Raw genomic sequence first — 13598 nt, forward strand, 5'->3', positions numbered from 1 at the left:
CTTTGCTCCTGGGTGCAGTGTGCCGCCCGGCCGTTGTGATTAGCCGGGAACCCGCCGGCCATGCCGCGAATGCGGTGGCCAAACCTAGGGGGTCCCGCCCTCGCGGGATACCGCGGCAGCCAGTTTGAGGGTGGGGCCGCTCCCGCGGCGTTCCCGGCGGCGGCCCTCCCACCTATTCAGGTGGGACAGGCCCCCGCTGGCGCCGCTTTCCAAGGTTTTCTGGAGTCGCGCGGAGCACCATGACTGTGTCTCATATGTGGCCCGGCGCCAATGCTGCTGCCGAGGCCATCGCAACCAGCTGGGAGGACGTCATGGCAACAACACGGAGGGACGTGTTGAAACTAAGCCTGTTGGGCGGCGCCGTCGCCGTCACAGCATCAACCGGAGGGCCGGCCATCGCGGGTGTCCCCGGGCGCCGGGGCGCGGACGACGATGAAGAAACGGTCATCTCTCCAAGCAAGCTTGCCCCCGCGAACATGCCCGTTCCGTTCACCACCGTCTTTCGGCGGCCGCCGGAACTGCTTCCGTATGCCACGGGCAGGGACCGCGACGGCACGCCGTTTGCCAAATATGCCCTGAACCAGAAGCTGGGCAGGGCCCAGATCGCACGCGGGCTCAGCACCACCCTGGCCGGGTATAACGGCATCTTCCCGGGCCCCACTATCCGGGTGCAGCAGGGCACCCGGAGCGAGCTGAAGATCAGCAACCGCCTGCCAGCGACCGGCCTCCTCTACCCGAACACGTTCAACACCGTCACCCACCTGCACGGCTCGGCGTCGCTGCCCCAGTACGACGGGTACGCCAACGACCGCACTGCGCCGGGCAGGGTGAAGAACTACCACTATCCAAACTGGCAGGCAGCGCGGACGCTCTGGTACCACGACCACAACCACATGCTGACAGCGCAGGGCGTGTACTCGGGGCTCGCCTCCATCTACTCCATCACCAGCGCGCGTGAGCGGGCGCAGCTGCCGCAGGGCGAGTTCGACGTGCCCATCCTCGTCTCCGACGTGATGCTGAACGCCGACGGGTCCCTCGGCTACAACGACAACGGCCATGCCGGCCTGTGGGGCGACATCATCACGGTCAACGGCGTGCCGTGGCCCACCATGAAGGTCAAGCCGCGCATCTACCGGTTCCGCTTCCTGGTGGGTTCGATCACCCGCTCCTACCGCTTCGCCCTGTCCAACGGTGACCCCTTCCATGTGGTGGGCACCGACGCCGGGATGACCCCCAAGGTGCAGGCGGTGTCCTCCTGGCGGCAGGGCACGGCCGAACGCTACGAGGTGCTGATCGACTTCCGGAAGTACAAGCCAGGGCAGTCGGTGGAGCTGCGGAACCTGAGCAACAAGAACAACGTGAACTTCGCCAATACCGGCAAGGTCATGAAGTTCCAGGTGGTGGCAGATTCCCCCGCGCAGCCCGGTTCCCACTCACTCTCCTCCATCCCCGCCACGCTGGATGCCGGCCCGCACCCCACCAAGGCACTCGGCGGGCTGGACACCATGGCACTGACCCCGGACATGGCCGTGGCCAAGAGGGTACTCCGGGTCCAGCGGCAGAGCGGGGAGTGGACCATCAACGGTGAAACCTGGGACACCGTGGAAAAATCCAACTTCACCCGGTGCTTCGCCAACCCGCAGCGCAACCAGGTGGAGCAGTGGACCATCGTCAACGAGTCCGGCGGCTGGTTCCATCCGGTCCATATCCACCTGATCGACGGCAAAATCATCGGGCGCAACACCAACGGCGGCAAGCCCTTTGCCTGGGAAGGCGGGCCAAAGGACGTCTTCTACGCGGGGGAAAACGAATCCGTCACGGTCCTCATGCAGTTCGACACCGGCAAGCACCTCGGCGGCCGGTACATGGTCCACTGCCACAACCTCGTGCATGAGGACCACGACATGATGGTCCAGTTCGCCGTGGGCGACCTGCGGAACAACGATCCCATCAACGCCGACAAGCCTGTGCTGGAAACCCGGCCCGAGGGGTATTACGCCTCGAAATACAAGCTGGCCTACCCGGCGGGGACGTGAGATGAACCGGACGCTGCTGATCGCACCGGCGGTGCTGCTGGCCTTCTCCCTGTCCGGCTGCACCGGCGGTGTCCAGGCCAGCCCGGCGGCCAACCCGGCTCCCACCCCGCCCGTGAGCAGCCCCGCCACCACCGCGGACGCCGCGGACCGGGTCCTCGCGCAGGCCGAAGAAGGCCAGGACCTGGGCAACGGGCGGCCCACCGTCAGCTACGACGGCCTCATGGTCCGGCGCAGGGTAGTGGTTGCCGTGCACACCGCACTGGACGCCGACATCGCCAGTATCCGCAAGCGGCTGGACGCGGCCGCCGCCGCACGGGGCACGGCCCTGTCCGCCATCTCACCTGATGTGCTCGAACCCGCGGTGCTGCAGCAGATGGTCCCCGAGGTCATCGTGGCCCTCCCGCCAACAGCAACTCCCGACGACGGACGCATCATCGTGCGTGCAGTCACCGAGGAGGACACCGGCAAACTGGGCGTGAAGAACTTCTACGTCCTCCCGGTCCTGGTGCATGACCTGCGTTTCAGCATTGCCACAGCCAACCCTGCCGCGGTATCGGCCGCGGTGGACAGGGAAGGCATCGTCTCCGACGCGCTCGGGAACTACAGCACCGTGGCACAGGACGGCCAGCTCAGTATCAGCTACACGGGCCCGCTGCTCGGCGACGAAACGGTCGAGAGCGTCCGCGCGGGCATCAGCCGGCAGGCACACATTCCCGCCGCCGAGGTGAACGTCGGCCCACGGTCTGTGTCCGGAACCGGCGTGGACATGGCCGCCGAACCGCCGTGGGACGCGGAGCAGCTCGAAGGCCAGGCAATACATCCGCACACGGAGTGATGCACCACTCCAAACCAGAAACTGCGCGCAGAAATGATAGGAGAAAACAGTGAGGAGCATGTCCAGCCCCACCATCCGGGACGTTGCCGAACGGGCCGGGGTCTCACTGACGACGGTGTCCTACGTGCTGTCCGGCAGGAGCGGAGGCACCACTAGGGTCAGTCCGTCCACGCAGGAACGCGTCATGGCCGCCGCCGGCGACCTTGGCTACGTGCCCAATCAGGCGGCTCGGGGAATGCGGCGCGGCAGGACAGATCTGGTGGCCATCGCCATTGAAGACCTGGAATGGCCGCCGGACCGGGCGCTGGCCACGGCCGCCGCCGCGATACTTCCGCGGCACGGCTACCAGCCGGTCATCCTGCTCGGCCAGTCATGGCGGCACTTCATGCTGGCCGGCGGTGCCGACGGCGTCATCATGGGCGTCACTCCCACCAGTGAGGAAGAGGACCACGCCATCGCCGAGCTGGCCAGGCGCGGCATCGCGCAGGTGGTCATCTCCGAATCGGTGCATGCAGAACAGGCGGTCGCGCTGCTCATGGAACGGATGGCGGGATACGCGGCCAGCGCCGCAGAAAACTCGGCCTCCTGGAAGCGCCTCAGCGGATATGCCCTGTTCGGCGGCGGCGCGCTCCCGTTGCTGCTGAACGACGTGCTGTCCGCCGCCGGCGCATTTGCCGAACAGATTCCCGTCCTCTAGCAACCAGCTGCTCCGGAACCGCGTGCCGGCAGCCGCGTAACAATCGGACCTTCGCGCCGTCCGCTTTCGGTGCAGGTCGCCGGCGGTGCCGGTCCGTCATGGACCGTAGCCGGCCGCAACATCAGCCGCGTTCGTGGCCGGTTTTTGTCGCTGTGCGTCATCCGGTGTCCCCGGAAGACGCACGCCATTACGCATTGTTGATTTTGATGTCCCCGCGCGTCCCGGAGCCGCAATCCGCGGCCCCGGCCGGCAGATTACGCCCCGTTTCCCCTCGTGACCGTGCCCTTCAGACGGTGGTCCTTCTCTGCTCTCATGGTGGACACCAAACGCCTTGAACGACCTGCTGAAGGGAAGCACACCATGACCTCCGGAACCGGGCCGATACCGAAAATCAGCCTTCAAAACATCACCAAGAGATTCACGGTGCGGCCCAGCAAGGACAACCCGGACGGGGCGGTCCTGACCGCGCTGGACGGCATCTCCCTTGACGTCTCCGCAGGCGAATTCATCACCCTGGTGGGCCCCAGCGGCTCCGGGAAGACCACCCTCCTGGACCTCCTGGCCGGCCTCACCAAGCCGGACAGCGGCAAGGTGCTGGTGGACGGCCGGGAAGTGGCAGGCCCGGGCCGGGACCGCGCCGTCGTTTTCCAGCAGTATGCGCTGTTCCCCTGGCGCACGGCTGCTGCCAACGTGTCCTTCGGGCTGGAAGGCGCGGGCAGCGACGGGAAGCGCTACACCCGCAAGGAGCGGGCCGAGAAGGCACGCGAATACCTCGGGCTTGTGGGTCTCGGCGGATTTGAAGACCGTTACCCGCATGAACTGTCCGGCGGCATGAAACAGCGCGTGGCCATCGCCCGCAGCCTGGCCTACGAACCGGACATCCTGCTGATGGACGAACCCTTCGCCGCGCTGGATGCACAAACGCGCGAGCAGCTCCAGACCGAACTGCTCCGCATCTGGGCCACCACGGGCAAGACCATCATTTTCATCACCCACGGCATCGACGAGGCCGTCTACCTCGGCCAGCGCGTGGCCGTGCTCAGCTCCCGGCCGGGGCGGCTGAAGGAAATCGTGGACATCGACCTCGGGGACCGCTCCGGCGATGAGGACGTCCGCTCTAACCCGGCCTTCGTGGAACACCGCCACAAGGTGTGGTCGCTGCTGCATGACGAGGTACGCCGTGCCCAGGCAGCCGGGCACGCAAAGATCCAGCCCGACGGAACGGCGCCGGACGAAACCAGGACGATCACCACCGGAAAGGCAGCCTGATGAGCACGCCAACACTGACCAAGGAAACGGAAACGCGGCCCGGTCCCGCGGCGACTGCCGGGGACGCAGCGAAGGAGTGGAATCCGGCGCTGCGCCCGGGGTCCGGCAAGACACCTGCGGCCAGGCTGCGCCTGTATGCCCGGCAGGGCGGCAACGCCGTGTGGGGTGCCGGGGCCATCATCCTGTTCCTACTGCTCTGGGAACTGGGACCCACCTACCTCGCCCCGGCCTCGACGCGGGTGTTCCTTCCGCCCCTGCACGTGGTGCTCGAGGCACTGGGCACGCTCATCGCAAACGGCCAGCTGCAGAACCACCTCGCCGCCAGCCTGAGCCGCTCTGCGAGCGGATTCGGCATCGCCGTTGTCTCCGCTGTGGCCCTCGGCCTGCTCGTGGCCTGGTACGGGGCCCTTGACCGCTTCCTGAACCCGCTGCTGGAAGTCTTCAGGAACACGGCCGCACTTGCCCTGCTCCCGGTGTTCACGCTGCTGCTGGGCATCGGGGAGACGTCCAAGATCAGCATTGTGGCCTACGCGGCGTTCTTCCCGGTGCTGCTGAACACCATTGCGGGCGTCCGGACCGTTGACCCGCTGCTGATACGGGCCGCCCGCTCACTGGGGCTGTCCAATTTCCAGCTGTTCCAGAAGGTGATTCTTCCCTCCGCCGTGCCCACCATCTTCACAGGCATCCGGATGGCCGGCACATCCTCCATCCTCGTCCTGATCGCCGCCGAGATGGTCGGTGCCAAAGCCGGCTTGGGCTACTTGATCGTCAATTCCCAGATGAGCTTCCTCATCCCGGACATGTACGCGGGCATCCTGACCGTGTCCCTGCTCGGCCTGCTGGTCAACTACCTGCTGGTCGGCGTCGAACGCCACTTCTCCCGCTGGCGGACCGCCGTCGGATCCCGCACCGCCTAGCCCGCCCTCCCGCTACCCACAAGGAACCAGATCATGCCTGAACGTACCCCCGCCGACGCCGGCGCACGCCAACTTCACCTGAACGCCTTCCTGATGAGCACCGGACACCACGAGGCCTCCTGGCGTCTTCCCGAGAGCGACAGCTTCGCCGGAACACAGGTGGCACACTTCCAGCAGCTCGCCCGCACCGCCGAACGTGGCGCCTTCGACTCGATCTTCTTCGCCGACTCGCCCGTACTGCACGGCGACGTGCGCCAGCGCCCCTACGGGACCCTCGAACCGACGGTCCTGCTCAGCGCCATCGCCGCAGTGACCAAGCGGATCGGGCTGATCGCCACGGCCTCCACCACCTACAACGACCCCTACAACCTGGCCCGCAGGTTCGCCTCGCTGGACCACATCAGCGGCGGCCGGGCCGGCTGGAACGTGGTGACGACCGCGGGCGAGGCCGCCGCGCGGAACTTCTCCCTGGAGGACCAGCCTGCGCACTGGCGCCGCTATGAGCGCGCCGCCGAGTTCCTCGACGCCGCCAGGAAGCTCTGGGACAGCTGGGAAGACGACGCCGCGGTGGGGGACAAGGCCGCCGGGGTCTGGGCCGACAGCTCGCGCGTCCACCCCATCAACCACACCGGCCGCTACTTCCGAATCCAGGGTCCCCTGGACGTGCCGCGCTCACCCCAGGGGCACCCTGTCATCGTGCAGGCCGGCTCGTCCGAAGACGGCAAGGACTTCGCCGCCCGCTACGCCGAGGCCGTGTTCACCGCGCAGCAGACCCTGGCCGAGGCGCAGCGCTTCTATGCGGACCTGAAGCGGAAGACGGCCGCCGTCGGCCGCAACCCGGAACATATCAAGATCCTGCCGGGCATCGTCCCGGTCATCGGTTCCACCGAGCACGAGGCACGGCGGCTGGAGAAGCAGCTCGACGAGCTCATCCACCCCGAGCACGCGCGGAAGCAGCTGGCCGGCGTGCTGCGGGTCTCGCCGGAATCCCTTCCGCTCGATGCGCAGCTGCCCGAAGACCTCCCCTCGGAGGATGCGATCGAGGGAGCCAAGAGCCGGTACACGCTCATCGTGGAGCTCGCCCGGCGCGAACGGCTCACCGTCCGCCAGCTCATCGGCAGGCTGGGCGGCGGCCGCGGGCACCGCACTTTCTCCGGAACGCCCGAGCAGGTGGCGGACGCCATTCAGGAGTGGTTTGAGAAGGGCGCAGCCGACGGCTTCAACATCATGCCGCCCGTGCTGCCCTCGGGCCTGGACACCTTCGTGGACCACGTCATTCCGATCCTCCGGTCCCGCGGACTGTTCCGCCATCAGTACTCGGGGCGCACCCTGCGTGAGCACTACGGACTGCCGCGGCCCGAGAACGGAATTGCCCCGGCCGACTCCGCCGAGGCGGCTGAAACGGAGCGGGCCGTGCCTGCTGCTGTCTAGGCTTCCCGCTGCTCCGGCAGGGGCTTCCGGGCCAGCCAGGCAGCGACGATGGCACCGGAGATGTTGTGCCAAAGCGAAAAGACGGCGGAGGGCAGGGCCGCCAGCGGGGTGAAGTGGGCGGTGGCCAGCGTTGCCGCCAGGCCGGAGTTCTGCATGCCGACCTCGAACGCGAGAGCCCTGCGCGCCTTGGCATCCAGGCGGCCGAGCTTGCCGGCCAGGTAGCCTAGCCCCAGGCCGAAGCCGTTGTGCAGCACCACGGCCAGGAACACGATGCCGCCGGCAGCAAGGATCTTGCTGGCGCTTCCCGCGACCACAACCGCCACGATCAGGGAAATAACGACGGCGGATGCCCAGGGGAGCGCCGGCAGCGCCTTCGCGACGAGCTTCTTGAGGAACAGCCGGGCCAGCAGGCCCGCGATGACCGGCAGCAGCACGGTCTTGACGATGTCCAGCACCATGCCGCCGGCGTCGATGGTCAGGAAGGAACCGGCCAGGAACAGCACCAGGAGGGGCGTGACCACCGGGGCGATGAGAGTCGATACGCTGGCGACCGCCACGGACAGGGCCACATCGCCCTTGGCCAGGAACGCCATCACGTTGGAGGCGGTGCCGGACGGCGCGCAGCCCACGAGGATCAGGCCCACGGCGAGTGCGGGTTCCAGATGGAGGAGGGTGGCGATTGCCCAGCCGGCCCCGGGCATGATCACGTAATGGGCCACGATGCCCAGCACCACGGCCCACGGCCTGCGCGCGACCGCGGCGAAGTCGGGCGGCGTCAGTGTCAGGCCCATGCAGAACATGATGATTCCCAGCAGGTAAGGGACCGCCGGGCCAAGGGGTTTGAAGGCGCCGGGAAGCAGGAACCCGGCAACGCCGGCTGCGAGCACCAGGAGGGGGAAGACGGTCACCGCGACGCGGGCAATCCTGGCCTCCGCGGCGAGGGCCGGATTCAGGGGTGCGGCGCCGGCCTCCGTGGCCGAGGAAGCGGGTACGGGGTCTTTTGTTGCCTCAAGCATTCAATAATGCTGGCACCGGAGGGGCACTACGGCCCAGTTCGTGAACTGATGTCTGACAAATGTGTCGTCCCCGGGAAATTCTCCGCGGCACACCGGGACCCCGGGCGCTCACGGTGCGATACTGGATTGCACCGGATCGGGATTCAAGGGGACAGAATGATCCTAGACACGGCAACACTGCGGGTTGCTTTCGCGGCGATGGCCTTGGTTCTGGCGCTGCTGTTCTATTTTTCGACCTTCCGCAGCACCCGCTCGCCCTACAGCGCCTGGTGGTGCGCCGCCCTGCTCCTGTTCCTCTCCGGTTCTGCGTCATTCCTCCTCAACGGCACGCCGCAGCAGGTCTGGGCCAATCCGCTGGGTAATTTCCTGCTGGTGTCCGGCGCGGCAGGGGTCTGGGCCGGGGCGCGTTCCCTCCGAAACCTGAAGCACAATCTGTGGCTGTCCACCGCGCTGCCGGTCATCGCCGGCGCCGCGGCCGGCATCGACAGCCCGGGATCCAATACCTGGGCAGGCGGTGCAGTCTTCCTGGCGTCCATGGCCACACTCATCGGCCTGGCCTCGCACGAGCTGTGGCGGCTTGAACCCGGGTACTCCCGGGTGAGGATTCCCATGGCCATCGCAGCGGGCGGGGTGGCCGTCTTCTATTTTTGCCGTCTGGTGGTGTTCCTTATCGAAGGGCCAAACGGTCCTGTTTTTTCCACCTACTTCGGGTCCGCGGTGACCACCATGGTCACCATGGTGCTGCTGGTGGTGGTTTCCTTCAGCATGGCGGGGCTGAGCACCGAGCAGCAGACGCGGGCGCTCCGAACGGTCGCCACGCAGGACGGGCTGACCGGCCTGCTTAACCGAGGCGCTTTCCTGGAAGCGGCCGCCCAGGAACTGGAACGCAGCAAGGCAGCCAACAGCGGCGGCTCGCTGATCCTCGCGGACCTGGACCACTTCAAGTCGGTCAACGACACCTTCGGCCACGCGGCGGGCGACCTTGCGCTGCAGGCGTTTGCCAACGCGTGCAGCGCGTCGGCCCGGTCCACGGACGTCGCCGGGCGCTACGGCGGCGAGGAGTTTATCCTCCTGCTTCCGGGTGCAGGCCCCAAGAGCGCGGAAATCATCGCGGGCGAAATCAGCAGGAGGCTGGCAGAGCAGCACATACCGGAACTGCTGCGGATGCCGACCGTCAGCTACGGCATTTCCACCTACAATGCGACAACCGCGGACCTCGACGAGGTGATCGCGGCCGCCGACGTCGCCCTCTATGAAGCTAAATCACAGGGGCGGAACCGCACGATCAGGGGCTGAGGCGAAGCTGGTGCCTTTTAAAGACCCTGCTGCCTCTTAAAGCAGGCACCGGATCCGGAATGCATGGGGGACAATCCGGACCCGGCGATCCTGACTCGCAGCTGGAGACTGCGGTCTTTCATCAGGCATGGCCAGTGTGTTCCACGATCCTTGTAGAAAGGTGGGAGCACCTTGGGGGTGGCCGTGTTCCGCCGCCCCCAAGGCAGCGGAACACGGCGGTTTTTCAGCTTTGCTAGGCCGCGCGAACGAACGTGACGGGGCCGGTGGCAGTGAGCCAGGACAGCGGGTGGGCCATGGTGGCGTTGATGCCGTTCATGCCGCCGCTGATGACCTTGCCGGCGCCGGCGTAGATGGCCACGTGGCCGGACTGGACCACCATGTCGCCGGGCTGCGGGGTGGAGACCACCTTGCCGTGGCTCAGGAACTGCATCGGGGCGAGGTCACCCACGCGGATGCCGGCGGCACCGAGGGCCTTCTCCACCATGGCAGTGCAGTCCTGTGTGATGCCGATCTGGGCGTAGGCCGAAGCCAGCATGGTTGCGTTGACGCCTGCCGCAGCCTGGACGGGGGCCTTCGGCGCGGGAGCCGCGGCCTTGACGGTGACCTTCGGTGCGGCGGCCGGCGCAGCTGCAGCCTTGGCGGGCGCGGCAACCGGGGCGGCGGCGGGTGCCGCGGCCTTCTTCGCTACCGGCTTTTCGATGACGGGTGCTGCCACCACGGGAGCCGGGGCCGACTTGACCGCGGTGCGTTCAAACTCGATCTTGACGCTGGAAGCAGCGTTCAGGGGAGCCTGCACCTGGCTGGCGGCTTCGGGGGCGGCGGCCGGAGCCTGCGCCGGCTGGGCCGGGGCGGCGCCGCCGGCGTTGGCCGCAACGGTTCCCGTGAACGCCAGGCCGGAGGCCGCGAGGATCACGGCTGCCTGGCGGCCGAGACCGGAATTTGCGGAGGCAATGCGGGTGAACGGATTGGAGCGGGCGGCCGCAGCACGGCGGCCAGAAATAAAGCGGAACGACATGAAGAAGCCTCTCCCGATGCCTGCGAGGTGAGCTGTCGGATTCGGATGGGAGGCACCCGGCCGCGGTCCTGAACGTGGTCAGGAACTGTGCGGCTTCACCCCAAGGCCCGCTTCAAGCAGGCCGAAAAGTGGTTTCCCCGTCTCTGCCGGACATGGGTCTTCGGTTGGTTCCTCGGGCTGCGGCAGAGTTAGGCAATCAGCGCGGGAGTGCCTCATCGGTGAAAAAGGCACGTTTTTCACGGTACGGGAGGCTTCGCCTAATGTCACATTAGGGTAACGGGGGCGTGTCGCTTATTCCGCTGCGGCCCGCGTCAGGTAGGGGATCGAGGTCTGATTTGTGTGGTGAACCTCACTCTGCGGCGCGGAGCTTGCCGGCAAGCCGCTCCCGCATCTGGAGGCTGGCCGAGTTGAGGCCGATCAGTTCCACCTCGCGGCCGTGCCGGCGGTATTTCTCCGTGACGGCGTCCAGCACGGCGATGGTGGAGGCATCCCACAGATGCGAGGCGTGCAGGTCGATCACCACGCCCCCAATGCCCGGCTCGGCGTCGCGGGCGTAGTTGAACTGGGTGTAGAGGTCGTTGGAGGAGGCGAAGAACAGTTCGCCGTCCACGGTGTAGGTGGCCACCGTCCGGCCGTTGAGCTCCACTTCCGTCCGCTCCACGGTGGCGAAATGGGCCACCCGGCGGGCGAACATCGCCATCGCTGCCAGCACCCCTACCCCGACGCCGATCGCCAGGTTGTGCGTGACCACCACCGTGCCGACAGTGATCAGCATGACCGCGGTTTCTGATTTGGGCATCCGCCTAAGCGTTGCCGGTGCAACAGAGTGCCAGTCGAACGTGATGGCCGAGACGAAGATCATCACCGCCACCAGCGCCGCCATAGGGATGAGGCCCACGATGTCACCCAGGGTCACCACCAGTACCAGCAGGAAGACGCCCGCGAGGAACGTGGACACCCGGCTCCGGGCGCCGGAGCCTTTGACGTTGATCATCGTCTGCCCGATCACGGCGCAGCCGCCCATGCCGCCCAGGAAGCCTGTGACGATGTTGGCTACGCCCTGTCCCCAGGATTCGCGGGTCTTGTTGGAGCGGGTATCGGTGATGTCGTCCACCAGTTTGGCTGTCATCAGGGATTCCAGGAGCCCCACGAGCGCCATGGACAGCGAGAACGGTGCGATGGTCTGGAAGGTTTCCCACGTCAGGGGCACATTCGGGATGAAGAGTGTGGGCAGGCTTTCCGGCAGCTGGCCCTTGTCCTGGACGGTGGGGACGTCGATCCCGGCCATCACGGCGAGGGCCGTCAGGAGGACGATGGCCACCAGCGGTGACGGCACCGCCGTCGTAATGCGGCGGAGGCCGACGACGATCAGCAGGCCGGCGGCCACCAGCGGGTAGACGGGCCACGGAACGCCGAGCAGTTCCGGCAGCTGGGCCATGAACACGAGGATGGCCAGCGCGTTCACGAAGCCCACCATCACCGAGCGCGGAATGAAGCGCATGAGCCGGGTGACGCCCAGGACGGCGAGCAGGATCTGGAAGACCCCGGCAAGGATTACCGCGGCGATCAGGTGGTCCAGTCCGTGGCTGCGCATCAGCGGCGCGATCACCAGGGCGACGGCGCCTGTTGCGGCCGAGATCATGGCGGGCCGGCCGCCCACGAAAGAGATGGTGACCGCCATGGTGAAGGAAGCGAACAGTCCGATCCGGGGGTCCACGCCGGCGATCACAGAGAACGCGATGGCTTCAGGAATGAGGGCGAGGGCCACCACCAGTCCGGCGAGGGCCTCGGTCTTGAGGCGCCGCGGGGAACGGAGCGTGGCCCGGACGGACTGGAGCTGTTCGGGCTTCATGAAACTCTATTTCTTGGTCTGGCGGTAGCGCTCGATCTGCTTCAGCCGCCGCAGGAGGCTGTCGCGCCGCGGGTGGGGAGCGGCGTCGGGCGCCTCAGCGGTGAGGTCGATGTGTTTGGTGCCGTACTGCCACAGCAGGAGGTCATCCAGCAGGCGGTCCGGTCCGGGGGAGTAGCGGTGGTCCAGGGCCCGGCGGACCTCGGTGATCCGGTTGGCGCTGAGCAGTCCGGCAAGCTGGACGGTCTGTTTGAGTCCGTGGGCCGCCAGGAGTTCGGCCGCCCATCCCCAGTCGTCATCTACTTTACGGTCCACGTGCGGGAGCAGGGTGCGCCAGACGTCGCGGATGCGGTTGGGGGTGAGCTGTGCCGCGCCCTCACCGTCCAGGTCCCAGTAGCTTCGGACCTCCTCGTAGCGTTCATGCAGGTCGGCGAAGGCGGTCTCCACGGTCTCCAGCATGGCGGCGGTGGCCGTGAACTGCCGGTCGAAGTGCGGCGTCCAGGCCCGCGGGTCCTCGGCCTTGAACCGGATGTCGTGCTCGATCTCGCTCCAGGCATGCGCGAAGACGGTTCGTATTTGGCATTCGAAGAAGTAGCTGCCGTTGGGCTGGACCTCCGGGTTGAACACCTGCTGGTAGTTCTTCACCACGTCGTTCTGGATGGTGCGCAGGATCAGGTGCCGGCTGGAGTAACCGTACGTTCCGGACTCGATCGAGCCGATGTCCTTTTCACGGTCCCCGCGGCAGTCGAACAGGTGCCTCTGGCGCTTGATCAGGTTGGCCACCAGGGCGTTCTCCGCCGGCAGCTTGGTAATTACACGGACGCCCACCATGTCGTTGAGGGTCCGGAACGGGTCCGGGAACTTCAGGAGCCGCGGGCCGCCGGGTTCCAGCGGCTCCTCGGTCCGGGCGATCTTCTCCCGGAAGGAATCCACGGACTTGGTCCGGCCGGTGACGAACAGCGGCGTGACCTCGGTGTCCTTGAGCATGGTCCGCAGTATCTGCAGGACTTCCCTGGTGACAAGTTTCAGGGCAGGCCGGACGCGCTCATAGAGTTCCACGCTTTCCTGCACGGAGTCGCGCTGAGTGACGTCCAGGCGATCCCAGTTGCTTGCCATGGTTCCAAACTATCAATACGGTGCGACAGCGGTGCCGGTGACACCCCCGCCACTGCAGCCCCTTCCGCCCCATGGAAGCGGCCTCCCTGTAGGCTCGGCATATGGCTGTTGTGCGCCGTCG

Annotated in this window: 11 protein-coding genes and 1 riboswitch; of the genes, 7 read left to right on the top strand and 4 right to left on the bottom strand. The window is 66.9% G+C overall.

The window, feature by feature from the left end:
- Nucleotides 1-239: 239 nt before the first annotated feature.
- The 6 genes from ARGLB_RS12245 to ARGLB_RS12270 all read left to right on the top strand — a co-directional run bounded on the left by ARGLB_RS12245 (nucleotide 240) and on the right by ARGLB_RS12270 (nucleotide 7185).
- Nucleotides 240-2036 (top strand): multicopper oxidase family protein, encoded by a 1797-nt coding sequence (locus ARGLB_RS12245; protein ID WP_003802870.1) that lies wholly within the window; start codon nucleotides 240-242, stop codon nucleotides 2034-2036.
- Between the two features lies 1 nt (nucleotide 2037).
- A complete protein-coding gene (locus tag ARGLB_RS12250; RefSeq protein WP_003802872.1) occupies nucleotides 2038-2871 on the top strand; it encodes a hypothetical protein in 834 nt (277 codons plus the stop codon).
- A 58-nt stretch (nucleotides 2872-2929) separates the two neighbouring features.
- Nucleotides 2930-3568, top strand: a complete 639-nt coding sequence (locus tag ARGLB_RS12255; protein WP_050934353.1) for a LacI family DNA-binding transcriptional regulator — start codon at nucleotides 2930-2932, stop codon at nucleotides 3566-3568.
- Between the two features lie 360 nt (nucleotides 3569-3928).
- On the top strand, nucleotides 3929-4837 hold the full coding sequence (locus tag ARGLB_RS12260; protein WP_003802875.1) for an ABC transporter ATP-binding protein: 909 nt from the start codon (nucleotides 3929-3931) through the stop codon (nucleotides 4835-4837).
- Nucleotides 4837-5754, top strand: coding sequence for an ABC transporter permease (locus ARGLB_RS12265; protein ID WP_003802876.1), 918 nt, complete (start codon nucleotides 4837-4839; stop codon nucleotides 5752-5754). The genes ARGLB_RS12260 and ARGLB_RS12265 overlap by 1 nt, the downstream gene beginning before the upstream one ends.
- A 33-nt stretch (nucleotides 5755-5787) precedes the next feature.
- On the top strand, nucleotides 5788-7185 hold the full coding sequence (locus ARGLB_RS12270; protein ID WP_003802878.1) for an LLM class flavin-dependent oxidoreductase: 1398 nt from the start codon (nucleotides 5788-5790) through the stop codon (nucleotides 7183-7185).
- Here ARGLB_RS12270 and ARGLB_RS12275 read toward each other — a convergent pair.
- Complete coding sequence (locus tag ARGLB_RS12275; protein ID WP_003802880.1) at nucleotides 7182-8201, bottom strand: bile acid:sodium symporter family protein; 1020 nt, start codon at nucleotides 8199-8201, stop codon at nucleotides 7182-7184. The genes ARGLB_RS12270 and ARGLB_RS12275 overlap by 4 nt on opposite strands.
- Before the next feature lie 156 nt (nucleotides 8202-8357).
- Between ARGLB_RS12275 and ARGLB_RS12280 the strand changes: the two genes are divergently transcribed.
- Entirely contained in the window at nucleotides 8358-9497 is a 1140-nt protein-coding gene (locus ARGLB_RS12280) for a GGDEF domain-containing protein (protein WP_003802882.1), read from the top strand.
- A 232-nt stretch (nucleotides 9498-9729) separates the two neighbouring features.
- On the opposite strand, the gene ARGLB_RS12285 is transcribed toward ARGLB_RS12280, so the two are convergent.
- The 3 genes from ARGLB_RS12285 to ARGLB_RS12295 all read right to left on the bottom strand — a co-directional run bounded on the left by ARGLB_RS12285 (nucleotide 9730) and on the right by ARGLB_RS12295 (nucleotide 13477).
- Entirely contained in the window at nucleotides 9730-10512 is a 783-nt protein-coding gene (locus ARGLB_RS12285; RefSeq protein WP_003802884.1) for an NlpC/P60 family protein, read from the bottom strand.
- A gap of 3 nt (nucleotides 10513-10515) precedes the next feature.
- Nucleotides 10516-10681: riboswitch (cyclic di-AMP (ydaO/yuaA leader) on the bottom strand.
- A 180-nt stretch (nucleotides 10682-10861) separates the two neighbouring features.
- On the bottom strand, nucleotides 10862-12364 hold the full coding sequence (locus tag ARGLB_RS12290; RefSeq protein WP_003802886.1) for a SulP family inorganic anion transporter: 1503 nt from the start codon (nucleotides 12362-12364) through the stop codon (nucleotides 10862-10864).
- 6 nt (nucleotides 12365-12370) lie between these two features.
- Nucleotides 12371-13477 (bottom strand): GTP pyrophosphokinase, encoded by a 1107-nt coding sequence (locus ARGLB_RS12295; RefSeq protein ID WP_003802888.1) that lies wholly within the window; start codon nucleotides 13475-13477, stop codon nucleotides 12371-12373.
- Nucleotides 13478-13598 lie beyond the last annotated feature (121 nt).

It is taken from the genome of Arthrobacter globiformis NBRC 12137 (assembly GCF_000238915.1).
Taxonomy (GTDB): Bacteria; Actinomycetota; Actinomycetes; order Actinomycetales; family Micrococcaceae; genus Arthrobacter; species Arthrobacter globiformis.

Coding starts and splice junctions, on each gene's coding strand:
- ARGLB_RS12270 (WP_003802878.1), top strand. CDS start 5,788: ATGCCTGAACGTACCCCCGCCGACGCCGGCGCACGCCAACTTCACCTG.
- ARGLB_RS12245 (WP_003802870.1), top strand. CDS start 240: ATGACTGTGTCTCATATGTGGCCCGGCGCCAATGCTGCTGCCGAGGCC.
- ARGLB_RS12260 (WP_003802875.1), top strand. CDS start 3,929: ATGACCTCCGGAACCGGGCCGATACCGAAAATCAGCCTTCAAAACATC.
- ARGLB_RS12265 (WP_003802876.1), top strand. CDS start 4,837: ATGAGCACGCCAACACTGACCAAGGAAACGGAAACGCGGCCCGGTCCC.
- ARGLB_RS12280 (WP_003802882.1), top strand. CDS start 8,358: ATGATCCTAGACACGGCAACACTGCGGGTTGCTTTCGCGGCGATGGCC.
- ARGLB_RS12295 (WP_003802888.1), bottom strand. CDS start 13,477: ATGGCAAGCAACTGGGATCGCCTGGACGTCACTCAGCGCGACTCCGTG.
- ARGLB_RS12255 (WP_050934353.1), top strand. CDS start 2,930: ATGTCCAGCCCCACCATCCGGGACGTTGCCGAACGGGCCGGGGTCTCA.
- ARGLB_RS12250 (WP_003802872.1), top strand. CDS start 2,038: ATGAACCGGACGCTGCTGATCGCACCGGCGGTGCTGCTGGCCTTCTCC.
- ARGLB_RS12285 (WP_003802884.1), bottom strand. CDS start 10,512: ATGTCGTTCCGCTTTATTTCTGGCCGCCGTGCTGCGGCCGCCCGCTCC.
- ARGLB_RS12290 (WP_003802886.1), bottom strand. CDS start 12,364: ATGAAGCCCGAACAGCTCCAGTCCGTCCGGGCCACGCTCCGTTCCCCG.
- ARGLB_RS12275 (WP_003802880.1), bottom strand. CDS start 8,201: ATGCTTGAGGCAACAAAAGACCCCGTACCCGCTTCCTCGGCCACGGAG.